Source organism: Acidimicrobiia bacterium (assembly GCA_012959995.1).
Lineage (GTDB): Bacteria > Actinomycetota > Acidimicrobiia > Acidimicrobiales > MedAcidi-G1 > MedAcidi-G2B.
In genome coordinates, this window is the sequence record DUCC01000026.1 from 177,389 (window position 1) to 200,737 (window position 23,349).

Here is a 23,349-nt window from a genome sequence, read left to right on the forward strand (position 1 = left end):
GACACAATGGGTATATGGACGAGACAACTTCTTCGACAACCGGTGGCCGATGGTTTGAACAACTTCCGGTGGGCTTGGTAATCAAACACGACTTGTTGCGCACTATCACCGAAGCCGATAACGAAGATTTTTGCGCTATGACCCATAACCCGCAGCCGCTGCATCTGGATGCCGAGTTTGCGGCGACCACGGTTTTTGGTCAACGTTTGGTGAACAGTTTGTTGACGCTTGGTTTGGCGGTGGGGGTTAGCGTGGCCGACACCACGTTGGGTACCACGGTGGCCAACCTAGGTTTTGAAGAAACGGATTTTCCGGCGCCGGTGTTTTTGAATGACACCTTGTCTTTTGAAACGGAGGTCGCGGCGGCTCGGCTTTCTGCATCAATGCCGGCCACGGGAATCGTTACTTTTGAGCATCGGGTACACAACCAGGATGGCGTGTTGGTGTGCCGGTGTCGAAGGAATGCTTTGATGCACCGAGATCCAAATCTTCTCACTGATTCTCAGTAAGGATTTTGGGTTAGGCTCTCTGGTTATGGGTCATCAGCATGCCACGGGCGAAGAACTTCATACCACGGTTGGTCGGCGTTTACGTGCGGCACAGATGCGTTATAGCCGGTCGCGTCATGCGGTGGTCGAGGTGCTAGCTGCTGCTGCTCGCCCGTTGACTTTGCCCGAAGTTTTGTCGGCGGGGCAACAACAAGATTTGGCACAAAGTTCGGCTTACCGCAACCTAAATGAACTCGCCGAAGCTGGTGTGGTGCGCCGAGTGACCGCAGGTGACGACCACACCCGGTTTGAACTTCACGAGTCGCTAACCGGGCATCATCATCATTTGGAATGCACGGCGTGTGGTCGCCTAGATGATTTTGAGGTGTCCGATGAGTTTGAGGCAGGCATCGAGGCACTGGTTGTTTCGGCTGCTCAAAGGGGTTTTGTAGTCGATGCTCACCGCTTCGATTTGTTGGGTCGTTGCGTGGCGTGTGCCCAATGATGGGCCGTAAACGCCCGGCTGCTCGGGTGGTGTTGCTAAACCGGTCGAACGAGATTTTTTTGGTCAACGCCGAAGACCCTTTGGATCCTTTTAAGCCGTCGTGGTGGGAAATCCCCGGGGGTGGTATTGATCTGGGTGAAGATTCAGCAGTGGCGGCGGCCCGAGAACTTTGGGAAGAAACCGGTATCGAAGCCGAAATGGGCCCGGTGGTGTGGACCCAACAAGTGCAGTTCACTTTTGGCGGGTACTTTTTTGATAGCGATGAGAAAATTCATGTGGCGTGGTGCGATGGTGGGGAGTATCGGCCGCAACATTTAGAAGCCTTAGAGGCGGCGGCTTTTTTGGGCGCCCGCTGGTGGGGGGTCGACGAGTTGTTGGCCAGTGATGTGCCGGTGTTGCCTACTCGGTTAAGAGAGTTTTTGCCCGAGGTGGCCGCCAACAACTTGCCAAACCCGCCGTTAGATATTTCGCCCCACCCGGAGGTCGGTTGACTAGGGGGGTAGTGCTGGCTGCTGAGGCTTAAGCCAAGCTTTTCATGCCGTCCCAAGCTAAGCGGGTGGCGAGGGCGGCCATTTCTTCGGCGCTGCGGCGGCGACCGTCGTGCATCCAGTTGCGAATCAGTCCTTCGATAAGACCGTTGAGGCCCCAAGCCATGATGATGGCTTCTTCGTGGTCTACCTCACTTATAAAGGTGGCCATACGGGCGGCAAATTCTTCTTGCACCCGCTGGGCGACGTGGCGGAGCTCTTGATCGTGGCCCAAGCTCGGCCCGTAAAGCACCGAAAAAGCGTCGGGTACGGCATCGAAGAAGCGGAAAAACCCGAGGTAGCCGGCTTCAATTTTGCTTCGAGTGTCTTCTGCCCCGAGGTCAAGGCGGGTTTGGGTAATGGCATCGGCTAAACGGTCGGCGGTAACCCGCAACAGGTCGGAATACATTTCTCGTTTTGAGGCGAAGTGTTGGTAGAGCACCGGTTTGGTTACCCCGGCTTCGTTGGCCACGGCGTTCATGGAGGTTTCGTGGTAACCCTGCCGAGCAAAGACCCGTAGTGCGGTGTCTAAGAGTTGTTTGCGGCGTTCAGGGCCCGGCAAACGGGGTGCGGTTATTACTTCGGTCATGGCTTCACCCTAGTAAACACTGCCCCTTGGGCTGGTATCGGGGTTAGGCGGAGTTTTCTGCGTCGAGGTCGTCGGCGGCTTTGACGGCATGGTGGAGCACGATAGATGGAGCTAAAATTATTGACCCGCAGATCAGCAGCGCTAATAAAATGGTGGCCACAGCGTCGGTAAAGCGGCCGATCATCCCGGCGGCGAAGAGAGCGAGCGCTACGCCGAAAGCCAGGTAACCAGAGCGTTGTCCGAGGCTAGCTAAGCGGCGCATCCGTTCTCGTTGTACCAGCACGGGGTCTTTAGCCGGGGTCTCCGATGAGTCACTCATGGTCGCCATCCTGCCTCAACAATGAAGTTCTCCAAACGTCGACCCATGCGTTCTATAGATAATTCGTTTTTGGCTACTTGTTGATTGTGGTCAAGCAGGGGGGCCAGCCCGCTGGGGTCGTCAAGGCGTTCGGCCATGGCATCGGTGTCTTGTGGCGCAAACCAGTGAAAGCCCAGGCCGCGTAGTTCGTCGGCTACCGGGTAGTGGCCGACGAATACGGGTTTGCGGTAGAGGGCGGCTTCTACCGGGGGGTTGCCGAAACCTTCCCAAGTGGAGGGGAAGGCCACCAGGTCGGCGGCCGCATAAATGTCGGCTCGGTTGGCGGCCGGGGCGTGGATTACTGGGCATCGGGCAGCGGCCAATTCGGTAGCCAGTTGTGGCCCGTAACCGTCTTCGGCCGGACCCAATAGCCAGTAGATGCCGCCTAAAGCGGTGGTTACTTCGAGGGCTTGAGTGATGTTTTTACGTTCTATAGCGCGCACCGGGTGGGCGACCAGCAGGGTGTGGTCGTCTACGCCTAGTCGGCGGCGTGTCGTCAAGCGGTTTCCGGTGGGCGGGTTGGGGTCAAAACCGTTGTAAATAGTTTCTGCGTAAATGCCTCGCTCGGCCATTTCTTTTTTGGTCAGGTCGTTGATGGTGACGTGGCGCCAGGCTGGGTCGTCGGCTGGGAGTTCGGTTAGGTGGGCAAAGCGTTTCCTTTGCCATGGCGGGTCGTGGTGATGTATTAACGCTGGTCGTCCGTTGAGCAAAGAAGCCACGGTTCGCGAAGCCGCCAAGTTGAGTGGGATGGAGAGCAGGTTTTCTACCACCACCAGGTCTTGGTCGGCGAGAGCGGATTCAAGTTGGTTGGGGTCGGGGGGTGCGGTGGCGTTGATGTTCAGCCCGGCCACTACGGTGGTTCTTCCGGGGGCATCCCACCCGGGTTCGAAGGCGCCCGCTACCCAAGACACGGTAAAGCCTTGTTTGGTCAGCATGCGGGCCCAGTTGCGGGCCACGACCGATACCCCGTCGGTGGGGCCGAAGCGAAAGGAGAGGAAGGTGCAGGTTGGCATGGGTCTAAGGCAAGAGGGTGCAGGGTTTGAGTCGGCGGTGGCTCAGATGATGAACAACCATTGGCAGCCTGAAGGTTATGCCGCTCCGAACGCTGTGGTCTATCCGTGGCAGTGGTTGTGGGATTCTTGTTTTCATGTGTTGATTTGGTTGTCTTTGAAAAACGTGGAGCGGGCGCAGGCTGAGTTGGCGCAGTTGTTTGGTCCGCAGTTGCCGTCGGGGTTTGTGCCGCACATCAACTATGTGCGCCAACCGGGTTTTCACCGAGAATTGTGGGGTAGTGATTTGGGTTCGTCGTTGACCCAACCGCCTATGTACGGCCATGCGGTGGCGGCGCTTTGCCGGGCCGGGCAGGCCCCGCCGGCGAGGGTTATAGAAGCGGCGGAAGCGGGTTTGTGGTTTTTGTTAAACGATCGCCGGCGTGATGCGGCGGGTCTTGTTTTGTTGGCTCATCCGTGGGAGTCGGGTGCTGATAACAGCCCGCGCTGGGATGATTTTTGCCCGGGAGGTTTTGCGGAAAACCAGTGGGTGGACGAAAAGAATCGTCTGGTGTCTACGGTGGAGCGAGGCCCGGATGGCGCTGCTTTGGCTAACCCGGAGTTTGTGGTGGGTTCGGTGGGGTTTAATGCGTTGGTGGCTTTCAATGCGCGAGAGATGGCCACAGTGACCGGCGATGAATCCATGGCTGAAGCGGCGAATCAGTTAGTAGCAGCGTTGGATCTCCGGTGGGTTGAGCCTTTGGCAACGTGGGTGGACACCGGGGCGGCGGTTGAGGGCTCAGGCCGGTGCCGTACTGCTGATGCGTTGTTGCCGTTGCTGGTAACCGAGGATGCATCTGTAGCGGCGCAAGCGTTAGCGCAGTTGGTGAATCCCAAGGCTTTGGGCAGCGAGTTTGGCTTGTGTGGGGTGCATCGGGGTGAACCTGTCTTTGATCCGGCGGCTTATTGGCGAGGCCCGGTGTGGCCTCAGTTGGCTTACTTGTTGACGTTGGCTGCCTCTCGGTTTGATGCTTTGGTGGCTCAACGTTTGCAGGTTGCTACTCGACGGGGAGCACAATGTTCGGGTTTAGCCGAATATTGGCACCCAGATTCTGGTCAGGGGTTGGGGGCTATCCCGCAATCATGGGCGGGGCTTTCGCTACTTGAGGCCGTTTAGCGTGTGCTCGGCTTCGGCCAGTAGTTGGCTCATTATGTCGGCGACTGTTTCTTGATTTTGTAGGTAGGCCACCCCTTGACCAGCCCCTTCGTGAAGGAGTGGCTCTATTTCGTGGCGCAGTATTTGCCCTAAGAGGTCGCCGATGAGGATGTCTTGGTGAGGCATTTTGAGTGGTTTGGGGGCATCGGCGGCGGACCATTCGTCACTCCATGCGGAGCGCAGCATGCGGAGGGTTTTTCCGCTTACGGAACGACTTATGACGGTGTCAGCGGCCTGGGCGGCGATAAGTTTTTTTAGCAAACCGGGGCTGGGTGCGGCTTCTGTGGAGCCTAAGAATGCGGTGCCTAACCAGACGCCTTGGGCTCCGAGGGCCAGTGAGGCGGTGAGGTGTCGTCCGGTAGCAACGCCGCCTGCGGCGAGTACGGGAACGCCTTGAGCCAGGTCAACTATTTGGGGTACCAGCGAGAAGGTTCCGATGCTTCCGGTGTGCCCTCCGGCGTCGGATCCCTGGGCGACTAAAATGTCGGCTCCGGCCCGTAGGGCGCTTTCGGCATGCCGGGGTTGACCCACCAAACTAAGGATGAGCGACCCATGCTCGTGGGCTTTTTCTACAGCCCAGGTTGGTGAGCCGATACCCAAAGCCAACACAGGTATTTGATGGTCCATGACCACGTTGAGTTGGGCGCGTGCGGTCTCTTCGCTCCGTACAAACCGTGAGCGGTATCCGGGGAGGCCGTCGTCGGGTACCCCGTATTTTTGTCGAAGCCCATCAACGAATCTGACGTGCTCTTCAGGCAGTTGGGCTTCGATGGTTTCTCGGTTGTTGTCTTCGGGCATTCCGTTGGGAATAACCAGGTCGACGCCCCAGGGGAGGTCACCGAGTTCTTTTTTCATTCGGGTGATCCCGGCTTCGATTTCGTCGGGGGTTCGGCGGGTGCATCCCCATACCCCTACGCCTCCGGCTTTTGATACGGCGATGGCTACGTCGGGTTCCCACCAACTGAAACCAAATATTGGGTTGGCATTTCCGAGTAGTTCGCGTAGTTGCTTGGCCATTTAATGAGGTTAGCCGAAGGCCTGTGACGACAAAAAGTGGGGCTTCGCTGGTTTAGCGTTGCGACCCACGTGATGACCCGATGAGTTCGCCGCCTTGGTCAAGGTAGAGGTAGCAGTGCACGCCGCGGAATTGCGCTATTTCGTGTTCGAAGTTTGAGCGGTTGGGGGTCAGGTAGTCGAGTTCCAGTTCGGAGAGTTCGTAGATGAGTCCTACGAATCCTTCGAAACTTTCGTAGCACTGGCTTATTGCGAAGGCCACCATTTCTTCGTCGCCAGGCCAGGGGGCGCCGTTGCGGGCCGGGTGTTGTACCAGTTTGTAAATTTCAAACTGGTGGGGGGCTTGGCAAGGCACTTTGGTGCTGAGTTCAATTTGCCGATCTTCGGTGGCCCAGGAGTATTGGTTGAAGCAGTCGCCGGCTTTGAGGTCGTGTAGGTTGACTGGTTCGCCTACCCAGTCTGGGGCATTTTCTTCGACCAAGGTGGGCCGGGTTTCTACCAGGGTGGTGGGGGCGACGGTGTCGGTGGTGGCGAGGTCTTCGGTGTCTTGGCTGCCGCAGGCGTTGGCCAGCAGAGCTAAAGCGAGGAAGGAAAAAAGTATTCGACGGCGGGCCACATGGTCAGGGTAGGCGGTAGACGCCGGTACCGTTACGGGGTGCCGGTAATTCAACTCTGTGACGTAGTGGCTCTGCTGGGCCGGTTTCCTGCTTTGGCGGGCGCCAGTTTGTCGGTAGAAGCCGGAGAAACGGTGTTGTTGCAGGGCCCTAACGGCGCTGGAAAGACCACGTTGTTGCGGTTGTGTGCGGGTTTGGTACGTCCCGAGTCGGGTCAGGCTCAAGTGTTGGGCCACGATTTAAGTGTAGATGGGCGGCCCGTCCGGAGGCAGGTGGCCATGTTGGGTCACGCCACGGGGCTTTACGAAGATTTGTCGGTGGCTGAAAACGTGAGTTTTTGGGCGCAGGCGGCCGGGCTCGATAAGTCGCTGGCCGCCCAACGGGCGACTGGTGCCTTGGGCCGCATGGGTTTGGATGAACGTTTGTTGTCTTTGCCGGTTTCTCGTTTGTCGGCGGGGCAGCGCCGGCGTACTTCGTTGGCTGTTTTGGCGGTGCGTCGACCTCAGTTGTGGTTGCTTGATGAACCGCATGCTGGTTTGGACCAGACGGGCCGCGATGTGGTTGATGAACTTATTTCGGATGCGGTGGCGGCGGGGGCCACGGTGCTGGTGGCTTCTCACGAACTGGATCGGGTGCGTTCTTTGAACCCTCGGGTGGTAACGGTGGCGGGCGGTTTGGTTGTTAAGGACACGGGGGGCCCGAAGTGAAATCTTTGTTGAGTGAAGCTTGGTTGGTGGCGAGTAAAGATTTGCGTATTGAGGCGCGTTCTCGGGTTTTGACCAACCAGGTGGCGCCTTTTGCTGTACTGGTGTTGGTGCTTTTCGGGTTTGCGTTAGATGCTGATCAGCGCACTTTGCGTATGTTCGCGCCGGGGCTTTTTTGGGTAGCGGTGTTGTTGTGTTTGTTGTTGGCGGTGCAGCGTTCGTCGGCGGTGGAGTCCGCTGATGATGCGGCCACTGGGTTACGTATGGCTGGTTTAGCACCGGTTGCCGTGTTTTTAGGAAAATCGGCAGCCATTTTTGTGCAGTTGTTGGTGCTGGAGTTGTTGCTGACGGCGGGCATTATTGTGTTTTATGGTTCCTCGGTGAAGAACTTGTTTTTGTGGCTAATTGCTGGGCTGGTGACGGCGTTGGCGGTGGCGGCTACCGGTACGCTCTATGGTGCGCTGGCCTCTGGGTTGGGGGTACGAGAAACGCTGTTGCCGATCTTGTTGCTTCCAGTTTTGGCTCCGGTGCTTATTGGTGCCACTCGGGCTTACGACGATGCTTTGGGTGCTGCTGCGGTAGATGGTTGGGCCTGGACGGGCTTGTTGGCCATGTTTGCTGTGGTGGCTTCAACGTTGGGTGCGTTGGCTTACGGCGCATTGGTTGAGGATTAAAAATATTATGACGAACCCCACTTCTTCTGTAGCGACCACCGGATCTCCGGGTTCGCGCGCTTTAGGTTTGGCTACGTTGCTGGGTTTGGTCGGGTTGTTGGTGTTGGCTTTTGTGTTGACCGAACCTGATGTGCGTATTCACCCCAGCACGGGCCAGGAGATTGGCCAGTTTGATGCGGTACGGCTTTTGTATTTGCATGTGCCCATGGCGGTTATTACTTATGTTGCTTATAGTTTGGCGGCTTTTGCGTCGGCGGGGTATTTGATTAAACGAACTCCTTGGTGGGATGTAACGGCTCATGCGGCGGCCGAGGTGGGCACAGTGTTTTGTTTCTTGGTGTTGGTTACGGGCTCTATTTGGGGCCGCCCGGTGTGGAACACCTGGTGGGAGTGGGGCGATGTGCGCTTAATGACCACGTTGATCTTATTTTTGATGTTTGTGGGTTACTTGGCTTTGCGTCGCACAGCGGCTGACCCGCGGGTGCAAGCTCGGCGGGCGGCGGTGGTGGCCTTGGTAGCTATTGTGGATTTGCCTTTGGTTAACCGTTCGGTGGAATGGTGGGAGAACCGCACCCTGCATCAGAAGTCCACGTTGGGTGAATTAAAAATTGAGGACCTCACTTTGTTTACGTTGATGGTTGGGTTTTTAGTATTTTTGATGGTTTTTGCTTGGTTGTTGTTGCACCGTTTTCGGGTGGGTTGGTTGACCTTGGCGGCTGGTGAGCATCAGGTGGCGGCCGCAATCAAGGAGCGTCGAGCGGAAGCCGATGGTTCAGAGGTGGCTTCCGCGGTGGGAGAAACTTCATGACGCATCTTGGTTATTTGCTGGGCGGTTGGGGAGTAGCGGCCGTGCTTTTGACGGTTTATGCCGTCTCGGTGGTACGTCGAGGCCGGGCGTTGAGTGTTTCGGTGCCCGAAGATCAGCGCCGGTGGTTGACTTCTCAGAACCCGACCGATGGCTGAGGACCTCACCCCGCAACCCAGTCGACCGCCGCGCCCGCCGCGCCGCCGTGGGTCGGTAGCGATCATTGTTTTGGTTTTGGCGGCTTTGATAGCGGTGTTGGCCGTTACTTTGGGTGACGCCACGCTGGTTTTTTATGAAGTTGATGAAGCAGTAGAAGAACGCCCTGAGTTGTTGGCCAGCCGCTTTCGGGTGGTAGGTACGCCGTTGCCGGGTTTGGTCGAAACTCGCCTTGATGGTGAGGCGGTGGTGGTCTTTACTTTTTGTGCTTCGGGGGTGTTTGCCGATGTAGCCCATGTGGGTGACCCGGCGGAGTTGTTTCAGCCGGGGGTGCCGGTGGTGTTGCAGGGTTCCTGGCAAGCGGGGAGCCCGCCGGGTTTAGCTGGCTTGCCGGCGGCCGCTAACGATGGATGGTTTTTGCGCACTGATCACATGGTGGTCAAGCACGACAATGATTACCGCACTGACGAGGAACGCACCGCCGATATTGATGCTTGCGGGGTTACTGGGTGAATGCTTCGTTAGGGGCTTTGTTTGTTGCCTTGGGTTTAGCGGCTTCGCTTTTGGGGGTTTTTTCGCTGGTTCGGGGGTTGGCTACCGGCGATGAGCGGTTTTTGTGGCGGGTGCGTTGGTTTGTAGCCGCGGTGTTGGTGGCCGCCGTGGGCCAGTTTGCGGTTATGGAACGGGCGCTTATTACTCGAGATTTTACGGTGGCTTTTGTGGCCGAACATGGCAGTCACCGCACACCGGCTTTGTTTAATTTCGCTACTTTGTGGTCGGCCCTTGAGGGTTCCATTTTGTTGTGGGTACTGATTTTGGCGGGCTATGTAGGCATGGTTGCTTGGCGTTTTCGCCAGCGCTTGAATGACAAAATGGTGGCTTGGGCGTTGCTGGTTTTGTTGGTGGTTTGTGTGTTCTTTTTCTTGTTGCTGGCCGGCCCGGCTTTTCCTTTTGCCAAGTTTGCGCCGTGGGCGGGTTATGACGGCCCGGGGCCCAACCCGTTGTTACAGAACCATTTGTTGATGGCCTTTCACCCACCGGTGCTTTATTTGGGCTATGTGGGTTTTACGGTGCCTTTTGCTTTCGCTTTGGCTTCGCTGATCACCGGCCGGTTGGGCGAGGGTTGGTTGTTAGAGACCCGCCGGTGGACGCTCATTGCTTGGGGTTGTTTGAGCGTGGGGATTTTGTTGGGGGCTTGGTGGGCCTATGAGGTGTTGGGGTGGGGCGGTTATTGGGGGTGGGACCCGGTGGAGAATGCTTCGTTGTTGCCTTGGCTGACTGGCACGGCGTATTTGCATTCGGTGATGGTCCAAGAGCGCCAGGGCATGTTGCGGGTGTGGAATCTTTCGTTGCTGTGCGCCACTTTTGCTTTGACTATTTTGGGTACGTTCCTTACCCGGTCGGGGGTTATTGAGTCGGTGCATGCTTTTACCGAGTCGGCCATCGGCCCTATGTTTTTGGCTTTCTTTGCCTTGATTGTGGTGGTAACGGTGGGTCTTATTGCTTGGCGGGGCGATGTTTTGCGGTCTGAGGGTCATATTGATTCTGTGGTGTCGCGCACTGGGGCTTTTTTAGTCAACAATTTGTTGTTTGCTGGTTTTGCTTTTGTGGTGTTGCTGGGCACTTTGTACCCCTTGTTGGTGGAGGCCGCCAACGGTGATCGCATTTCGGTAGGCAACCCTTATTTTGAACGCATGACCATGCCCATTGGTTTCATGTTGTTGTTTTTGATGGCTATGGCTCCGGCTTTGCCGTGGGGCCGTGCCGGGGCTGAGGTGCTTTCTCGCCGTTTGTGGTGGCCAGCGGTTACTGGGGTCACGGTTATGGTGACTGGAGTGGTGTTGGGGTTGCGTGGTTGGGCCCCGACGTTGGCTATTGGGCTGGCGGGGTTTGCTACCGGCGGGGCGCTGCGCCCATTGATTTTGGCGGTGCGTTCCCGGGGTTGGCGTGGTTTGGTGGGGCGAGCCAGCGGCGGCATGGTGGTCCACGTTGGGGTGGCCATTGTGGCGGTGGCCTTGGCCATATCGTCGTCGTACGTACGCCAAGCAGAGTTTAGTTTTGACGAACTTGGTCAAGAGGTTTCGTTTTCGGGGCACACGCTAACTTTCGAAGGGGTTGAGGTGCGGCAGTTGCCCGAGAAAACACAAACCCTGGTGCGTGTAGGTATCGATGGTCAAATTTTTACCCCGTCCATAAATATTTTTCCGTTTGGAGGGCAGCGTATTGGTACCCCTACTACTCGGTCTACCTGGTGGGACGATGTTCAGCTCTACGTGTTGAGGGTTCCTGACGAAGTTGACTCAACTACTTCGATTTGGGTCACCGTGCAGCCTTTGGTGTGGTGGCTTTGGGTAGGGGGAGCGGTCATGGCGGTCGGCACTTTGTTGGCCGTCGTACCAGAGGGTCGTCGTAAAAAAGACGAGCATCTTGCCGCATTGGTGGAGGCTTCGTCATGAGGTCGGTGAGGGTTAAAGCACTCTTGGTGGGGGCGGTGTTGTTGGTACTGGTGGGGGTGATGGCCACACGAGAGTCGGGCCTTGACCGCATGACTACCCATTTGGTGGGCCAAGGGGCGCCGCCCATTGAGGACACCACCATTGATGGTCAAGATTGGAGTTTGTCTTTGCAGCGAGGCCGTTGGGTGGTGGTGAACTTTTTTTCTACCACCTGTGTGCCTTGTGTGCGTGAGCACCCCGAGTTGGTGGCTTTTGCTGAGGCCCATGCGGCGGCCGACGATGTACGGGTGGTGACGGTGGCTTTCGCCGATTCGCCCAGTGCGGTGGAAGAGTTTTTCCGCACCAACGGGGGTGACTGGCCGGTGCTGGCCACCGACACGGGCCGCATTGCTGTGGATTGGGGCGTGGTGGCGGTTCCGGAGTCTTACCTGGTGTCGCCCGCTGGTTTCGTGGCCGCCAAGATTATTGGCGGAGTGGTAAAGGCCGATCTTGAAGCCATGTTGGCGGAGGCCCGAGGCACATGAAGCATTTTCGCTGGCTGGTTTTGGTGGCCCTCGTTCTTGGGGCGTTGGTGATTTCTGAGGTAGCCACGCAACCGGTGTTGACTAACGCCGATCGGGCGCACCAGTTGGCCGAGAATTTTGCTTGTCCGGTTTGTTCTGGTCAGTCGGTGGCGGAGTCTGATGTGCCTATTGCTCGGGCCATTCGCACCGAGATTGCTCGCATGGTCGACCAAGGAGCCACCGATGCCATGGTGCGCACCGAGTTGGTGGAGCGTTTTGGTGAAGACATTGACTACACCCCACAGGGTTCGGGTTTAACCGGGCTGGTGTGGGTTTTGCCGGTGCTGGTGGTGACGGCGGCGGGCACCGGATTGGTTTTGGCTTTGCGGCGCTGGTCGGGAGCAGGTTCTGGGGGTGGGGCGAGCGGGAAGTCTTCTAAAAAACTTTCTCGCCCCTTGGTGTTGGTAGGTATAGCGGTTCTGGCGCTGGGTGCTGGTTTGTTGGTGGCCCAAACATCGGGCAGTCGAGGCGCTGGCGAGACAGGGTCGGGGGAGATCCGCTCGTCGACGCGCACCTTGCTGGCCCAAGCAGGGGTGGCTGCACCACAAGAGGCCATTGATCTTTACACCGAGGTGTTGGAGCTTCAGCCATCTAACGTCGAGGCCTTGACTTACCGAGGTTGGGCGTTGTGGCGTTCGGGCGGTCAGGTGTTGGCTCGGTTGGATGTGAACGCGGCAGTGGAGTTTGACCCGGCATACCCTGATGCCCGCGTGTTCAGGGCTTCCATGTTGTTCGCTGATGGCGAGTCGGCTGCTGCGGCCGATGATTTGATGGTGCTCGACACGTTGGCCGCCCCCCCTATTGTGGACGATTTACTGGCGGCCAGCCATTTACGTGAACGCATTGCTGCAGATTTGGCGGCCCAAGGTGAGTTGTTGGCCGCCTTGACGTTGTTGGATTCCGGCATTGAGGTAACCGGCCAACCGGCACCGTTGTTGGCGGAACGCGGGTGGTTGTTGGCCGTTACCTTCGAACCGGATTTACTGGGTTTAGCACTTGAAGCGCTTGATGAAGCCTTGGCTTTAGACCCAGAACACCCTAATGCTTTGGCTTATCGGGCCTTGGTGCGCAGCGTGTTGTTAGATGACGCCGAAGGTGCGGCAGTTGATGCGGCGGCCTTCGCCACCTTGACTGACCCTCCGGAGGCCCTTGTTGAACTCTTGATCGCGGAAGGTTTGTTGGGTTAGTTCCTCTTTGAGAATGTTTAACGGAGGTTAAACCTGAAACTCGGCTGCCGTGGCGTAATAGTGGCCAGCGATGAGCTGGCCTTTGGTGGGGCTGAGCGCCCAGAGGGAAGCTTTGGCGCAGCCTCGACCACCGGAGATTTTTAACCCACCCATAATGAGGTCACGCAGTACTTCAGGGATGACATCGCCGTGGCTGCACAAAACGACCTGGTGGTTTTGGTCGACGGCCAAGTTTTTGACCAAGGCCGTGGCAGATTGATGAGCCCCTTCAAACAGGTCGGGCTCCACCCCGATGGTTAACCCGAGTTGATTGGCTAGTTGGCCTACCGTTTCTTGGCAACGTACGGCTCGGCTAGAAAGCACTTGGGTTATGGGCTGGCCACCTAGTGCCTCTGCTAAATCGGCGGCCTGTTGCTGGCCGCGGTCATCTAAGGGGCGGTCAACGTCGTCGCCGTCCCAGCGGTAACGGTCGCCGGCTGAGGCGTGGCGTATCAGGTAGATCATGGGCGTAACGCCCGGAGTTCGGCCAGCACCTGAGGTACGGCTTCCAAAACGTCCTCAACATCGTCGTCGGTGGTGGTCCACCCCACCGAAAGGCGCAGCGACCGGTGGGCATCGACCCCCATGGCTTCAAGCACCGGCGAGGGCTCGAGCCCTTCGGAGGCACAAGCGCTTCCCGAGTGGGCGGCAATACCTAAGCGGTCTAAGCCCAGTAACACCGCTTGAGGTTCAACGCCGTCAATGCCTAAACAAACCAGATGCGGCAACCGATAGTCGGGGTGGCCGTAAAGGGTGACCCCGTCAAGCGCCGATAATCCGGTAGCGAGCCGAATCGTTTGTTGGCGGGCCAGGGTTTCTTCGCTGGCCAGAACTTCGGGGGTCAAGGCGGCACAGACGGCTCCAAAACCGGCGATGGCCGGGGTGTTTTCTAACCCGGCGCGTCGGGCCCGTTCTTGCTCGCCGCCTAACAGCAAGGGAGCCAAGCGCAGGCCACGGCGAATAAGTAAAGCGCCGACTCCTCTCGGGCCACCAAACTTGTGGGCGCTCACCGAGACCAGGTCGGCGCCCAAGTTGGCAAAATCTAGGGCCATGCGGCCTCCGGCTTGGGCAGCATCAACGTGCAACAACACGTTGTGTTGACGGCAGGCTGCGACCACCGGGGTCAAGTCCTGGAGGGTGCCCACCTCGTGGTTTCCTAACTGCAAGTGCACGATGGCCGGTTGCTGGCTGAAGGTGGCCAAAAGTTGGTCAAGGTCTACTCGGCCCGTTTCATCAACAGAGATCAACTTCACGGGGCCATGGCGTTGGGCGTTGAGCCGCACCGCCGAATGTTCCATAGCGGAAAGCACGCTGGGTGCCCCCGGGTTGCGTTGGGCGACACCGAAACAAACCGCAGCGATAGATTCCGTAGCACCCGAAGTAAAAATAACTTCCCGACTGCGGGCCCCAAAAAAGTCGACGACTTGTTGGCGGGCTACTTCTACGGTGTGGCGACAGGCCATGCCTTCGCTATGAATGCGCCCCGGGTCGCCGGTTAAATCTAGGGCCTCGTTGAGGGCCGCTCGCCCAACGGGCCGCAGCGGAGAGGTTGAAGCATGATCAAAGTAGTGGCGGGTCATGGCGGGGTACTTGTCAAGCGGTGATGTCGGTAATGCACACTTCGTCACCCTTGGGTCGTGACGAAGATTGGTCGGTGGTGGTTTCGCCGTAAAGAGCAATCAGCATGCCTTTAACCAAGCCACGGTCTACCGCACAAATAACCGGGTGTTCAATGGCTGCCCCGCCAAATGGGCAGTGTTCGGCCACGATGCGCAAACCAGATGAGGTGTTGGACTGTTCAGCCCGGGCAGCAAACCCGTGGGCCGTCAGCGCATCAGCGACCATCTGCATGGAGGATTGAAAAGAATGCTGCACCTCGTCGGGGCTGATGGCCTCGGCCATGGCTTGGCCGACTTCTCGCCCGACTTCTTCTGCCATTTTTTCGGCCTGGTCGTTGGGTAACAAAGCCAAGGCTCGGCCCAGCAAACTGACCAGCACTGAATCTTGGCGAATGGGAAGTTCTAGGGGGGTGTTGGGGTCAGTTACTCGGTAGTGCTTGGAGGGCCGGCCAGCGCTGGCGCCTGCCGGGCGTTCAACGGCCACTTCGAGATACCCGCCGGCGGCCAGTTTGTCAAGGTGGTGGCGGGCCACGTTGGGGTGCAAGCCAAATTCTTGGGCGGCTGTGCTGGCGGTAACCCCTTGGTCGCTTTGGCGAGCCAGCAAATAGATGTCGCGGCGCGTGGGATCCCCGAAGGCGCCGGTTATCGCCGTAACAGCCGAGGCAAACTCGGTCGGCGTGAGGGGTGACCCATCCACACCGACAGCCTAGCCAACCGGACCTCGCTGCTTACGAAATATCGGCCAGAGTAGTAATCTTTGTTTTTTTAAGGGGGTTGATGAGAGAGAGGTAGACTCCGCCAAGATGAACGACCAGCAGGAAAAATCAGGACCATCCGGCATTTCGGTTCAAGCCGAAAGCCAAACGCCACCGACTTCGGGGGTGCCTTTTGGACGGCCCGGCAACAACACCCGGGTGCTGCTTATCGCCTCTGGCAAAGGTGGGGTAGGCAAGTCTTCGATAACCGCCAACCTTGCGGTGGCCTTAGCCCAGCGAGGAAAAGACGTTGCCGTGGTAGACGCCGACGTGTGGGGGTTCTCTATCCCGCGCATGCTGGGCATCGCTGAACCACCCACGGTGATCGACGACATGTTGATTCCGCCCGAAGCCCACGGGGTGCGTTGTATCTCTATGGGGTTTTTCGCTGATGAGGACCAACCGGTGGTGTGGCGAGGCCCCATGTTGCACAAGGCGTTAGAACAGTTTTTGACCGATGTTTCCTGGGGTGAACCGGACTACTTACTGGTTGATTTACCTCCCGGCACTGGTGACATTTCGATTTCGTTGGCCGGATTTTTACCAACCGCCGAAATGTTGGTGGTCACTACCCCGCAAGCCGTTGCTCAAAAAGTGGCGCAGCGAGCGGCCTACATGGCGGAAAAAATGAACATTGCCGTCACCGGGGTTATCGAAAACATGTCGTGGTTTATTGGCGACGACGGCACACGATACGAACTCTTTGGGGCAGGCGGCGGCCAAGCTTTGGCGACGCAACTCGAAGTACCTCTGGTTGGTCAAGTGCCGCTGTTGCCTGTTTTGCGGGTAGGTGCCGACACCGGAAACCCTGTTGCGGTTGATCAAACCAGTGAAGCCGGAACAATATTTGCCGCTATGGCCCGGGTCGTAGATGAAGACCTCAAACCCACCAAACGCTCCCACCCAGAACTCAACCTGGTGGACTAAGTTCATCAATAATCCGCAGCAACGCTGAAGAATCTAAGAGAAAGAAAAATCATGGACGTACGTATAGGGGTTTCGAATACTCCCAAAGAGATCACTTTGGAAATGCCAGAAGGCACCGATCACGAAGCCTTGCAAGCCGAAATTGAGGCAGCGCTCACCGGTGAGTCTGCCATGTTGTGGCTGACTGATGCCAAAGGCCGCCGGGTAGGGGTACCTACTGACAAGGTGGCGTACGTTGACTTGGGCAGCGAAGAGTTGGCGAGCCCGATGGGTTTTAATTAACCGAAATAACGGTCAACGGGCTGGTTGTTCTAGGCTTTTACTATGGCTACGTTGAGCGAACTTTGTCGTGAACACACGGCAATGGGTGAAGCAGAGATAGAGCATCTGCAAAACCTCACCAGTTTGTGGGGGTTGCTGGCCGACTTGTCGTTTGCTGACCTATTGCTTTACGCCCCCAAGGCTGGGGAGGCGCAAGCTGGTTTGGTGCTGTTGGGGCACATGCGCCCCACCACTGGTATGACCTTGTATCGCGCTGACTTGGTGGGGCAAACGTTTTCTTCTGATCGCCGCCCGGTAGTGGATGAGTGTTTTACTAACGGGGCCATAACCGAAGGTTTGGTGCAAATTGGTACGGACCGTGAGGTTTCTATTCGGGCGGTTCCGGTGCGGGTAGATGGCGAGATTGTGGCGGTGCTGGCGCGGGAGCGTTTGTTTAGCGAGGATCGTCCGGCCACGGTGCAGGAACGTACCTATCGTCGAGTGTTTCGCCGCTTTGTTGACATGATTGATCGGGGGGATTTTCCCTATCAAGAAGAGGAGCGCTTGCGTCACCGGACGCCACGGGTAGGGGACGGCTTGTTGTTGGTCGATAGCGAGGGGCGCATTGAGTTTGCTTCGCCTAATGCGGTGTCGGCTTTGCATCGTTTGGGTATGCGAAGGGCTGTGGTGGGTTCGCGCTTAGAAGACACCGGCTTGGAGGCCGTAATGCTGCGTCAAGCTTTTGCGCGCCGTGCGGCCGTTATCAGCGAGCCTGATGAGGGCCACGAGGTGGATTTGGTGTCCCATTGTTTTCCGTTGCTTGATGGCCGCACCGCTACGGGGGCCATTGTGTTGGTGCGCGATGTGACGGACCTGCGTCGCCGGGATCGCCAGTTGGTATCTAAGGACGCCACTATTCGTGAGGTCCATCACCGGGTAAAAAATAATTTGCAAACTATTTCGTCGCTGCTGCGTTTGCAGGGCCGCCGTTTGAAGTCGGTGGAGGCTCGAGCAGCTTTGGAGGAGTCGGTGCGCCGGGTGGCCGCTATTGCGGTGGTGCACGAAACGTTGGCCCAAAGTCCGGATGATGATGTGGCGTTTACTGATTTGGTGCGGCCGTTGGTGCGGGTCGTGGAGGAAAGTGTTTCGTCGCCGGAGCGGCCGTTGTCGTTTACGGTGGAGGGTGAGGCGGGGGTGTTGCCGTCGCAGATGACCACTACTTTGGCGGTGGTGCTCACCGAGTTATTACAAAATGCGGTGGATCATGCTTACCGGGGGGCGGCGGTTCCAGAAAGCGGTGAACCGGGGCGAGTGAACATTGTGTTGGACCGGCGTAGCGACAGGTTGTTGGTGCGGGTCACCGATGATGGGGTGGGTTTGCCTGAGGGGTTCAACCTGGCGGAGTCTGATGGTTTGGGTCTCACCATTGTGCGTACTTTTGTAGAAAGCCAGTTGGGGGGCACCATTACGTTGTCACCGGTGCAGCGAGGGACGGGCACGGTGGCTGAGGTGCGTATCCCGAGCAATCGTTTATCGGGGCCTTGGGATGACGCACAGGAGCCGGTTGCTTAGCCATCGGCTAGGTTCTCTCTAGATTCTTATGACTGATACTTCTTTGAACGCTTCTCCAGGACGGCCGTTGGTGATTGCTCACCGGGGGGCGTCTGCGGATCATCAGGAAAACACGTTGGAGGCTTTTGCGGGGGCGCTCCAGCAAGGTGCCGATTGGGTTGAGTTGGATGTGCGGCGTTCGGCTGATGGGGTGTTGATGGTGCACCATGATGCCCATTTGGCTGACGGCCAGCTTATTCGAGAGTTGGATGCAGAGGCGTTGCCGGGTTACATCCCGAGTTTGGCTGAGGCTTTTGAGGCGTTTGATGGCCTGGGGGTAAATATTGAGATTAAGAGTTTGCCTGGCGAGCCAGATCATGAGGACATGGTGATGGTGTGTGAGGCGGTGGTGGGTTTAGCTGCGGCGTATCGTCCGCCGGAGTTGGTGCGGGTGTCGTCGTTTAATATTGGTGCCGTTGACCGTATTCGTGAAACGGACCCCAATTTGCCGACCGGCTGGTTGACGGTGGAACGCATCGGTTCGCATTTGATTTTGGATCGCACGGTGGCTCATGGCCATGGGGCGGTGCATCCGTGGGACGAGTTGGTGGATCAATCTTTGGTGGATGATGCGCATCAGCGGGGGTTAAAGGTTTTGGTGTGGACGGTGGATGACGAGGACCGTATTGCTGAGTTGGCGTCTTGGAGCGTTGACGGCATTATCACCAATCGGCCGGGTGTAGCCCGCCGGATACTCGACGAGTTGGCCTGATCTCCGGATGTTGCAAGCCCTGAGTGATGCTTGTTAGCTAAACAGTTTGGCTGTTGCCGAGGGGTATAACTAAGTCCAGCACATCGGGTTCGTGGCGTAGATGAAATTCTTCGGCTTGACCGAGGTAGTCGCCGTCGACTTGCCAGGGCACGGGGTGGTAGGCGGTGATGGTGGCTTGGGTGACGTCGGTGTGGTGGTCTATGAACCCACTGTCGGCTACTTGGCCGCGGCCGAAACCTAGGGCGTTGGCAAATACTGGGCCGAGTCGGGTGGGCGACAGGGAGCGGAAGGTGACTACGGCTAGCGGGGTGTCGAGGGTGGTTTGGGGGGCGAAGGAGATGCCGCGGGTGCCGAGGTAGGTGTAGGGGTCGGTGTTGAGGCATACGGTGAACATGCCATCCACGCTGGGTTTTTCTTCTGGTTGATGGTCGCCTTCTTTTTGGTCAATGGTGACTTTGAATCCGGGGCGTCGGTGGTCGTAGTGGCGGAGCCAGGTGTTGAGGGTGGCGGCGACAAACAGTGGGTGCCCGGCGAAGCGTTTGAGTAACCCGCCACGGCGTTCTACTTGTTCGACTACGGCGGCGTCGAAACCGATGCCGGCGTTAAAGAGGAAGTAGCGGTCGTTGATGTTTCCGAGGCCGATGCGTTTGGTGGAGCCGGCTTCGATGGCGTCGAGGAGGGCGCCGGTGGCCTCGACGGGGTCGTCGGGGAGGCCGATGGTGCGGGCGAATACGTTGGTGGATCCTCCGGGGAGGGCGGCGAGGGCGGTTTCGCTGCCGGCGAGGCCGTTGGCTGCTTCGTTGAGGGTGCCGTCACCGCCGAGGACTACCACCATGTCGAAACCGTCGTTGGCGGCGCTTTGTGCCAGTCGGGTGGCGTGGCCGCGGCGGCTAGTGGCGGCGACTTCGAGCCGGTGGTCGGCCGATAATGCTTTTTGAATAACAATGCGCGTTCGTGCCGTTACCGACGACGCCGAAGGGTTCACCACAAGAAGCAATTTCATAACCCCCAAAGACTACCTCACCCCAAAGTCCGTGACGTGGGGCAGACCCCACGTCACGAAGTAGGGCGAGGGTTGGGGTGACGGATGACCGGGGGAGAAAAAGTGGGCTGAATTTGTTGGGAAAGGGTTAAGGGAAGGCAGAATACGAACCATGAACATAGTCGTATGTGTAAAACAGATTCCCGACCCAGCTGACCCTGGTGCTCTGGACCCCGAAACAAAAACCCTCAAGCGTGATGTCAAACTCATTCTGGACGAATCAGATTCGTACGGAGTAGAGATGGCTCTACAGCTCCTCGACGGATCCGACGAAGGCGAAGTGCGCTTGGTCTCCATGGCTCCCAATAACGAGGTCGGTGGTTTACGCACCGCTCTGGCCATGGGTGCGGCAAGCGCCGTGTTGGTAAGCGACGAAGCCCTAGCTGGCTCCGACTCCTTGTCTACCGCCAAAGTGCTGGTCGAAGCCATCAAACGCAGCGAACCGACTTTGATTTTGACCGCTACAGAATCCAGCGACGGCTACACCGGTACCGTCCCTGTGCAAATTGCTGAGCTGCTTGACCTGCCTTCGGTTACTTTCGCCAAGGAGATCACCATTAACGGCGACACGGTAACGGTAAAACGTCAAACCGAAGATGGCTACGACGAAGTTGAATGCCCACTGCCTTGCGTGGTGTCGGTAACTGCTGGTGTAGTTGAACCCCGCTACCCGTCTTTCAAAGGCATCATGGCCGCCAAAAACAAGCCAGTCGAAGAACTTGACTTGGCTGGTTTAGGGATTGACGTCAGCACTGTTGGTTGGGCTGGTGCTCGCCAAGAAATCACTGAGGTGACCGAGGCTGCGGCCCGGGAAGCCGGAGAAATTATTGTCGACGAAGGTGACGCTCACGAACGCATTGTGGCGTTCCTGGACGACCTCAAGGTTCTTTAGGAGATCATCATGGGAATTTCAACTATCTGGATTTACGGCGAAGCCGCCAACGGGTCTGCTTCGAGCACCACCCTTGAGTTACTGACCAAGGCCCGTGAGTTGGCCGACACCGTAGAGGTAATCGTTCACGGCGATGCCGCCGCTTTAGCGACTGAACTTGGTGCTCATGGAGCAACCAGTGTGCAATCCATCGGCGATCTGGCCGGCGGCTTAGCCGGTCCACAAATCGCTTCGGCTATTGCCGGAGCAATCGCTGCTGGCACCGGCCCTGACGTCGTGTTGTGTGCCACCACCTACGACGGGCGTGATATCGCCGGTCGTTTGTCGGCTAAACTTGATGCCCCAGTTGTTACCAACGTGGTTGACTTGGTTGCTGACGGTGACCGTTTGTTGGGTGTCGAACCAGTGTTTGGTGGCGTAGTAAACGTAACCACCGGCTTTACCAGTGACAGCACCGCAATTTTCTTGGTACGCCCCAAGTCGTTCGAAGCATCCTCTACCGGTGGCGCAGCGGCCGCCGTGGGCTCTTTGGCCGCCGGCGACACCGGCAACACCGGCACTTCGGTGGTTAAAGACCGTTTCGTAGAAGAAACCAGCGGCCCCAAACTTGATGAAGCAGCGGTTGTTGTTTCGGGCGGGCGTGGCCTGGGCGAAGCCGAAAAATACGAGATGATCGAAAGTCTGGCCAAACTTCTCAAAGGCGCCCCCGGCGCTTCTCGAGCAGTGGTGGACTCCGGTTGGGTGCCTTACTCCTACCAGGTCGGTCAAACCGGCAAGGTTGTAAAGCCAACCGTTTATTTGGCTTGCGGCATTTCTGGTGCCACCCAGCATTTGGTTGGGATGAAAGGCAGCGCCAACATCATCGCCATCAACAAAGACGAAGAAGCACCCATTTTTGGGGTAGCGGATCTCGGCATTGTGGGCGACGTGCACAAGGTGTTGCCCAAGCTGATTGAAGCACTCGAAGCCCGAGGCTAATCTCGCAGGTCGTGAGCGGCCAGGGCCCAAGCCAAACCATGGCTGGGGTCTTCGATTACCAAGTTGAGTTGCCACCCAGCTGTTTGTTGAGCGGTTTTCCATGTGCCCCAACGGAGTTCTTCTAAAGCCGTCCCTAATTCTTCTGGTTCGGGCGGCCAAGGGTCTTCGTCTTCGTTGAGCCCGGTAAGCGCTGCGGCGCACCACCAAGTGTCGAAACGTCCCCGAGCGCAACCGGGGCGCCGACCGTGGGCTCCTCCAGAGGCGGCGGCCCACGACATGGCTGTCCACGCTTGAGCCGCGGTGAGCCAAGATAGTTGCACTTGGTCGATGCCTAAGGCGGCGAGCGCCTCAGCGGCCGTGCCCGCGACGGTTACTGCTTTTGAGGCGCCGTTAGAATGGTCGGTCCAGATGCGCACCAGATCGCGTAGAGCCTCCGTTGCCGAGTCACTGCTTGCGGTACCCGATTCCGGCAAGGCCACGGTTTCAAACGCTCCGAAACTGGGTGCAGGGTCGTCAAGATCGTAGGCCTTGATGGTGGGCCCTTCGGTGGCTGGTTCCCACGAAGCGAGCTTGAGGGCAAGCCCTAACGGGTCGCCCGGAAGGTCAACTCCGGTGAGGTCTTGGCCACGGGCGATGCACTCATGAGCAACGAGGGCCCGCAAAGGGCCGGCGGGCAAATGAGGGTCCAGTTCTACCCAAAAGTGTTCCGAGGCTGTCACTTCGGCTAACGAAGCTATGCCGAAGCGTTGCTGGTCACGTAGTACGGCTCGGGCCGCAAACTCGGCGGGCCCTTGCTTGGCTAAGCGGTGTTCGGCGTGGTCGGCGGCGGGCCAAAGTTGGTGGCCTCGTTCGGTGGCTTGGCGGGCTCGTTGTGCGAGCGCCTCCAACGCTTCCCATTGGCCTTCGTCGCAAGTGTCGTCAATGAGTCGCAGTAACCCATCGAGGTCGCCGCTGTTGAGAAGGTCGTCTAAGCGCTGTTTTTGTGGATGGTTCATAGCAGCGGCCAGGGTACGGAACGCCCGCCGGTGTCGTGGGGAAGGCACCCGTTGGTAGCGAGGGCTCGTGACCGGGTGATCAAAGCATCGGTTTCGAAAGGGTCGAGTAAGGAGGCCAACGCTGGTGAAGGCCCGTCACCCACCAGGCGCCACAGATCGTTTAGGAGTTCTTCACTGAGGGGTTGGCCGGCCCAATCCCATATGACGGTGCGTACTTTGAATTGTTGATGGAAACTTAAAGCGTTATCTATGGCCCACATTTTTCCGTCGTCTCCGGCAAGGACATGCCCGCCTTTTCGGTCGGTGTTGTTGGACACGAGGTCAAAAGCGGCGAGTCGTTGTAGGGCCGAGTGGTGGTCGGGGTTTTCTCGCAGAGTAAAAAAGTGCTGTGCGTAGTCGCAGGGAATATAAAGCTGTACTGAGCCTTCGCCGTGCGGACCGTCACGCAAAACGGTGGGAGGAATCAACCCCCAACCCAGTTGTTTGGTGAGTTCCCAAGCAGCAACCTCACGCCGGTAGATGCCGAGGGGAAAGTCGTGGAGGGGGCGTTCGCCTTGGGCGGGTTTGTATACGCCCTGAATCAAAAGACCATCGTAAGAAATATCTACCAGGCAAGTGGCGTTTGATGACCAAGGCATTTGCCCTAACACGGTGAGGTCGCCGTGGGTGAGGG

General features: G+C 57.8%; 28 protein-coding genes. 17 read left to right on the forward strand and 11 right to left on the reverse strand.

The annotated features are described in order from the left end of the window. The first annotated feature begins 14 nt into the window (after window positions 1–14). From EYQ49_07765 to EYQ49_07775, 3 genes are read left to right on the forward strand one after another with little or no spacing between them, the layout of a single operon-like run. On the forward strand, window positions 15–509 hold the full coding sequence (locus tag EYQ49_07765) for a MaoC family dehydratase (GenBank protein HIG25768.1): 495 nt from the start codon (window positions 15–17) through the stop codon (window positions 507–509). A 25-nt stretch (window positions 510–534) separates the two neighbouring features. Further along, window positions 535–993, forward strand: a complete 459-nt coding sequence (locus EYQ49_07770) for a transcriptional repressor (GenBank protein ID HIG25769.1) — start codon at window positions 535–537, stop codon at window positions 991–993. Continuing rightward, a complete protein-coding gene (locus EYQ49_07775; GenBank protein ID HIG25770.1) occupies window positions 990–1,484 on the forward strand; it encodes an NUDIX domain-containing protein in 495 nt (164 codons plus the stop codon). The genes EYQ49_07770 and EYQ49_07775 overlap by 4 nt, the downstream gene beginning before the upstream one ends. Window positions 1,485–1,512: 28 nt before the next feature. On the opposite strand, the gene EYQ49_07780 is transcribed toward EYQ49_07775, so the two are convergent. From EYQ49_07780 to EYQ49_07790, 3 genes are read right to left on the reverse strand one after another with little or no spacing between them, the layout of a single operon-like run. Next, complete coding sequence (locus tag EYQ49_07780) at window positions 1,513–2,109, reverse strand: TetR/AcrR family transcriptional regulator (GenBank protein ID HIG25771.1); 597 nt, start codon at window positions 2,107–2,109, stop codon at window positions 1,513–1,515. Between the two features lie 43 nt (window positions 2,110–2,152). Then, the gene (locus EYQ49_07785) at window positions 2,153–2,428 is read right to left on the reverse strand and encodes a hypothetical protein (GenBank protein HIG25772.1); all 276 of its coding nucleotides are present in this window, start codon (window positions 2,426–2,428) and stop codon (window positions 2,153–2,155) included. Next, window positions 2,425–3,480: a glycosyltransferase gene (locus tag EYQ49_07790; GenBank protein ID HIG25773.1), complete on the reverse strand. Its 1,056-nt coding sequence runs from the start codon at window positions 3,478–3,480 to the stop codon at window positions 2,425–2,427. The genes EYQ49_07785 and EYQ49_07790 overlap by 4 nt, the downstream gene beginning before the upstream one ends. Between EYQ49_07790 and EYQ49_07795 the strand changes: the two genes are divergently transcribed. Continuing rightward, the gene (locus EYQ49_07795) at window positions 3,479–4,633 is read left to right on the forward strand and encodes a hypothetical protein (protein ID HIG25774.1); all 1,155 of its coding nucleotides are present in this window, start codon (window positions 3,479–3,481) and stop codon (window positions 4,631–4,633) included. The two genes, EYQ49_07790 and EYQ49_07795, sit on opposite strands and share 2 nt — an antisense overlap. Here EYQ49_07795 and EYQ49_07800 read toward each other — a convergent pair. Together EYQ49_07800 and EYQ49_07805 are read right to left on the reverse strand one after the other, a co-directional pair. After that, window positions 4,616–5,689: a nitronate monooxygenase gene (locus EYQ49_07800; protein HIG25775.1), complete on the reverse strand. Its 1,074-nt coding sequence runs from the start codon at window positions 5,687–5,689 to the stop codon at window positions 4,616–4,618. The genes EYQ49_07795 and EYQ49_07800 overlap by 18 nt on opposite strands. Window positions 5,690–5,741: 52 nt before the next feature. Further along, on the reverse strand, window positions 5,742–6,524 hold the full coding sequence (locus tag EYQ49_07805) for a hypothetical protein (protein HIG25776.1): 783 nt from the start codon (window positions 6,522–6,524) through the stop codon (window positions 5,742–5,744). Here EYQ49_07805 and ccmA point away from each other — a divergent pair. The 7 genes from ccmA (at window position 6,303) to EYQ49_07840 (ending at window position 12,845) form a co-directional block, all read left to right on the forward strand. Continuing rightward, window positions 6,303–7,007, forward strand: a complete 705-nt coding sequence (gene ccmA / locus EYQ49_07810) for a heme ABC exporter ATP-binding protein CcmA (GenBank protein HIG25777.1) — start codon at window positions 6,303–6,305, stop codon at window positions 7,005–7,007. The genes EYQ49_07805 and ccmA overlap by 222 nt on opposite strands. After that, window positions 7,004–7,678 (forward strand): hypothetical protein, encoded by a 675-nt coding sequence (locus tag EYQ49_07815; protein ID HIG25778.1) that lies wholly within the window; start codon window positions 7,004–7,006, stop codon window positions 7,676–7,678. Before ccmA ends, EYQ49_07815 begins: the two co-directional genes overlap by 4 nt. Next, window positions 7,587–8,486 (forward strand): heme transporter HemC, encoded by a 900-nt coding sequence (locus EYQ49_07820; GenBank protein HIG25779.1) that lies wholly within the window; start codon window positions 7,587–7,589, stop codon window positions 8,484–8,486. Before EYQ49_07815 ends, EYQ49_07820 begins: the two co-directional genes overlap by 92 nt. 147 nt (window positions 8,487–8,633) lie before the next feature. After that, window positions 8,634–9,152, forward strand: coding sequence for a hypothetical protein (locus tag EYQ49_07825; GenBank protein ID HIG25780.1), 519 nt, complete (start codon window positions 8,634–8,636; stop codon window positions 9,150–9,152). After that, entirely contained in the window at window positions 9,149–11,095 is a 1,947-nt protein-coding gene (locus EYQ49_07830; protein ID HIG25781.1) for a heme lyase CcmF/NrfE family subunit, read from the forward strand. Before EYQ49_07825 ends, EYQ49_07830 begins: the two co-directional genes overlap by 4 nt. Further along, entirely contained in the window at window positions 11,092–11,619 is a 528-nt protein-coding gene (locus EYQ49_07835) for a TlpA family protein disulfide reductase (protein HIG25782.1), read from the forward strand. The genes EYQ49_07830 and EYQ49_07835 overlap by 4 nt, the downstream gene beginning before the upstream one ends. After that, the gene (locus EYQ49_07840; protein ID HIG25783.1) at window positions 11,616–12,845 is read left to right on the forward strand and encodes a hypothetical protein; all 1,230 of its coding nucleotides are present in this window, start codon (window positions 11,616–11,618) and stop codon (window positions 12,843–12,845) included. Before EYQ49_07835 ends, EYQ49_07840 begins: the two co-directional genes overlap by 4 nt. Before the next feature lie 27 nt (window positions 12,846–12,872). Here the strand turns inward: EYQ49_07840 and EYQ49_07845 are convergent, their stop codons facing one another. From EYQ49_07845 to EYQ49_07855, 3 genes are read right to left on the reverse strand one after another with little or no spacing between them, the layout of a single operon-like run. Further along, window positions 12,873–13,349 (reverse strand): hypothetical protein, encoded by a 477-nt coding sequence (locus tag EYQ49_07845; GenBank protein ID HIG25784.1) that lies wholly within the window; start codon window positions 13,347–13,349, stop codon window positions 12,873–12,875. Beyond that, window positions 13,346–14,464, reverse strand: coding sequence for a cysteine desulfurase (locus EYQ49_07850; GenBank protein ID HIG25785.1), 1,119 nt, complete (start codon window positions 14,462–14,464; stop codon window positions 13,346–13,348). Before EYQ49_07850 ends, EYQ49_07845 begins: the two co-directional genes overlap by 4 nt. A 13-nt stretch (window positions 14,465–14,477) precedes the next feature. Beyond that, window positions 14,478–15,200, reverse strand: a complete 723-nt coding sequence (locus EYQ49_07855; GenBank protein ID HIG25786.1) for a hypothetical protein — start codon at window positions 15,198–15,200, stop codon at window positions 14,478–14,480. Between the two features lie 106 nt (window positions 15,201–15,306). On the opposite strand from EYQ49_07855, the gene EYQ49_07860 reads away from it, so the two are divergent. From EYQ49_07860 to EYQ49_07875, 4 genes are read left to right on the forward strand one after another with little or no spacing between them, the layout of a single operon-like run. After that, on the forward strand, window positions 15,307–16,185 hold the full coding sequence (locus EYQ49_07860) for an ATP-binding protein (protein HIG25787.1): 879 nt from the start codon (window positions 15,307–15,309) through the stop codon (window positions 16,183–16,185). Window positions 16,186–16,236: 51 nt separating this feature from the next. Continuing rightward, window positions 16,237–16,467, forward strand: coding sequence for a DUF3107 domain-containing protein (locus EYQ49_07865; protein HIG25788.1), 231 nt, complete (start codon window positions 16,237–16,239; stop codon window positions 16,465–16,467). Between the two features lie 42 nt (window positions 16,468–16,509). Continuing rightward, a complete protein-coding gene (locus EYQ49_07870) occupies window positions 16,510–18,018 on the forward strand; it encodes an ATPase (GenBank protein HIG25789.1) in 1,509 nt (502 codons plus the stop codon). A gap of 28 nt (window positions 18,019–18,046) precedes the next feature. Then, a complete protein-coding gene (locus tag EYQ49_07875; protein ID HIG25790.1) occupies window positions 18,047–18,769 on the forward strand; it encodes a glycerophosphodiester phosphodiesterase in 723 nt (240 codons plus the stop codon). A gap of 37 nt (window positions 18,770–18,806) precedes the next feature. Here EYQ49_07875 and EYQ49_07880 read toward each other — a convergent pair whose 3' ends face one another. Further along, the gene (locus EYQ49_07880; GenBank protein ID HIG25791.1) at window positions 18,807–19,772 is read right to left on the reverse strand and encodes a diacylglycerol kinase family lipid kinase; all 966 of its coding nucleotides are present in this window, start codon (window positions 19,770–19,772) and stop codon (window positions 18,807–18,809) included. A 151-nt stretch (window positions 19,773–19,923) separates the two neighbouring features. Between EYQ49_07880 and EYQ49_07885 the strand changes: the two genes are divergently transcribed. Both EYQ49_07885 and EYQ49_07890 read left to right on the forward strand, forming a co-directional pair. Further along, window positions 19,924–20,703 carry an electron transfer flavoprotein subunit beta/FixA family protein gene (locus EYQ49_07885; GenBank protein HIG25792.1) on the forward strand — a complete coding sequence of 260 codons (780 nt, stop codon included), beginning with the start codon at window positions 19,924–19,926 and terminating at the stop codon, window positions 20,701–20,703. Window positions 20,704–20,712: 9 nt separating this feature from the next. Then, entirely contained in the window at window positions 20,713–21,681 is a 969-nt protein-coding gene (locus tag EYQ49_07890) for an electron transfer flavoprotein subunit alpha/FixB family protein (GenBank protein HIG25793.1), read from the forward strand. Here the strand turns inward: EYQ49_07890 and EYQ49_07895 are convergent. Then, the gene (locus tag EYQ49_07895) at window positions 21,678–22,676 is read right to left on the reverse strand and encodes a hypothetical protein (GenBank protein ID HIG25794.1); all 999 of its coding nucleotides are present in this window, start codon (window positions 22,674–22,676) and stop codon (window positions 21,678–21,680) included. The two genes, EYQ49_07890 and EYQ49_07895, sit on opposite strands and share 4 nt — an antisense overlap. Then, entirely contained in the window at window positions 22,673–23,314 is a 642-nt protein-coding gene (locus EYQ49_07900; protein HIG25795.1) for an SCO1664 family protein, read from the reverse strand. Before EYQ49_07900 ends, EYQ49_07895 begins: the two co-directional genes overlap by 4 nt. Between the last annotated feature and the right edge of the window lie 35 nt (window positions 23,315–23,349).

What these genes read in the sequence shown, in the direction of transcription:
- EYQ49_07765 (HIG25768.1), top strand. Translation starts at nt 15, where the DNA reads ATGGACGAGACAACTTCTTCGACAACCGGTGGCCGATGGTTTGAACAA.
- EYQ49_07770 (HIG25769.1), top strand. Translation starts at nt 535, where the DNA reads ATGGGTCATCAGCATGCCACGGGCGAAGAACTTCATACCACGGTTGGT.
- EYQ49_07775 (HIG25770.1), top strand. Translation starts at nt 990, where the DNA reads ATGATGGGCCGTAAACGCCCGGCTGCTCGGGTGGTGTTGCTAAACCGG.
- EYQ49_07780 (HIG25771.1), bottom strand. Translation starts at nt 2,109, where the DNA reads ATGACCGAAGTAATAACCGCACCCCGTTTGCCGGGCCCTGAACGCCGC.
- EYQ49_07785 (HIG25772.1), bottom strand. Translation starts at nt 2,428, where the DNA reads ATGAGTGACTCATCGGAGACCCCGGCTAAAGACCCCGTGCTGGTACAA.
- EYQ49_07795 (HIG25774.1), top strand. Translation starts at nt 3,479, where the DNA reads ATGGGTCTAAGGCAAGAGGGTGCAGGGTTTGAGTCGGCGGTGGCTCAG.
- EYQ49_07790 (HIG25773.1), bottom strand. Translation starts at nt 3,480, where the DNA reads ATGCCAACCTGCACCTTCCTCTCCTTTCGCTTCGGCCCCACCGACGGG.
- EYQ49_07800 (HIG25775.1), bottom strand. Translation starts at nt 5,689, where the DNA reads ATGGCCAAGCAACTACGCGAACTACTCGGAAATGCCAACCCAATATTT.
- ccmA (HIG25777.1), top strand. Translation starts at nt 6,303, where the DNA reads ATGGTCAGGGTAGGCGGTAGACGCCGGTACCGTTACGGGGTGCCGGTA.
- EYQ49_07820 (HIG25779.1), top strand. Translation starts at nt 7,587, where the DNA reads ATGGTTGGGCCTGGACGGGCTTGTTGGCCATGTTTGCTGTGGTGGCTT.
- EYQ49_07825 (HIG25780.1), top strand. Translation starts at nt 8,634, where the DNA reads ATGGCTGAGGACCTCACCCCGCAACCCAGTCGACCGCCGCGCCCGCCG.
- EYQ49_07835 (HIG25782.1), top strand. Translation starts at nt 11,092, where the DNA reads ATGAGGTCGGTGAGGGTTAAAGCACTCTTGGTGGGGGCGGTGTTGTTG.
- EYQ49_07840 (HIG25783.1), top strand. Translation starts at nt 11,616, where the DNA reads ATGAAGCATTTTCGCTGGCTGGTTTTGGTGGCCCTCGTTCTTGGGGCG.
- EYQ49_07845 (HIG25784.1), bottom strand. Translation starts at nt 13,349, where the DNA reads ATGATCTACCTGATACGCCACGCCTCAGCCGGCGACCGTTACCGCTGG.
- EYQ49_07850 (HIG25785.1), bottom strand. Translation starts at nt 14,464, where the DNA reads ATGACCCGCCACTACTTTGATCATGCTTCAACCTCTCCGCTGCGGCCC.
- EYQ49_07860 (HIG25787.1), top strand. Translation starts at nt 15,307, where the DNA reads ATGAACGACCAGCAGGAAAAATCAGGACCATCCGGCATTTCGGTTCAA.
- EYQ49_07865 (HIG25788.1), top strand. Translation starts at nt 16,237, where the DNA reads ATGGACGTACGTATAGGGGTTTCGAATACTCCCAAAGAGATCACTTTG.
- EYQ49_07870 (HIG25789.1), top strand. Translation starts at nt 16,510, where the DNA reads ATGGCTACGTTGAGCGAACTTTGTCGTGAACACACGGCAATGGGTGAA.
- EYQ49_07875 (HIG25790.1), top strand. Translation starts at nt 18,047, where the DNA reads ATGACTGATACTTCTTTGAACGCTTCTCCAGGACGGCCGTTGGTGATT.
- EYQ49_07880 (HIG25791.1), bottom strand. Translation starts at nt 19,772, where the DNA reads ATGAAATTGCTTCTTGTGGTGAACCCTTCGGCGTCGTCGGTAACGGCA.
- EYQ49_07885 (HIG25792.1), top strand. Translation starts at nt 19,924, where the DNA reads ATGAACATAGTCGTATGTGTAAAACAGATTCCCGACCCAGCTGACCCT.
- EYQ49_07890 (HIG25793.1), top strand. Translation starts at nt 20,713, where the DNA reads ATGGGAATTTCAACTATCTGGATTTACGGCGAAGCCGCCAACGGGTCT.
- EYQ49_07895 (HIG25794.1), bottom strand. Translation starts at nt 22,676, where the DNA reads ATGAACCATCCACAAAAACAGCGCTTAGACGACCTTCTCAACAGCGGC.
- EYQ49_07900 (HIG25795.1), bottom strand. Translation starts at nt 23,314, where the DNA reads ATGCCTTGGTCATCAAACGCCACTTGCCTGGTAGATATTTCTTACGAT.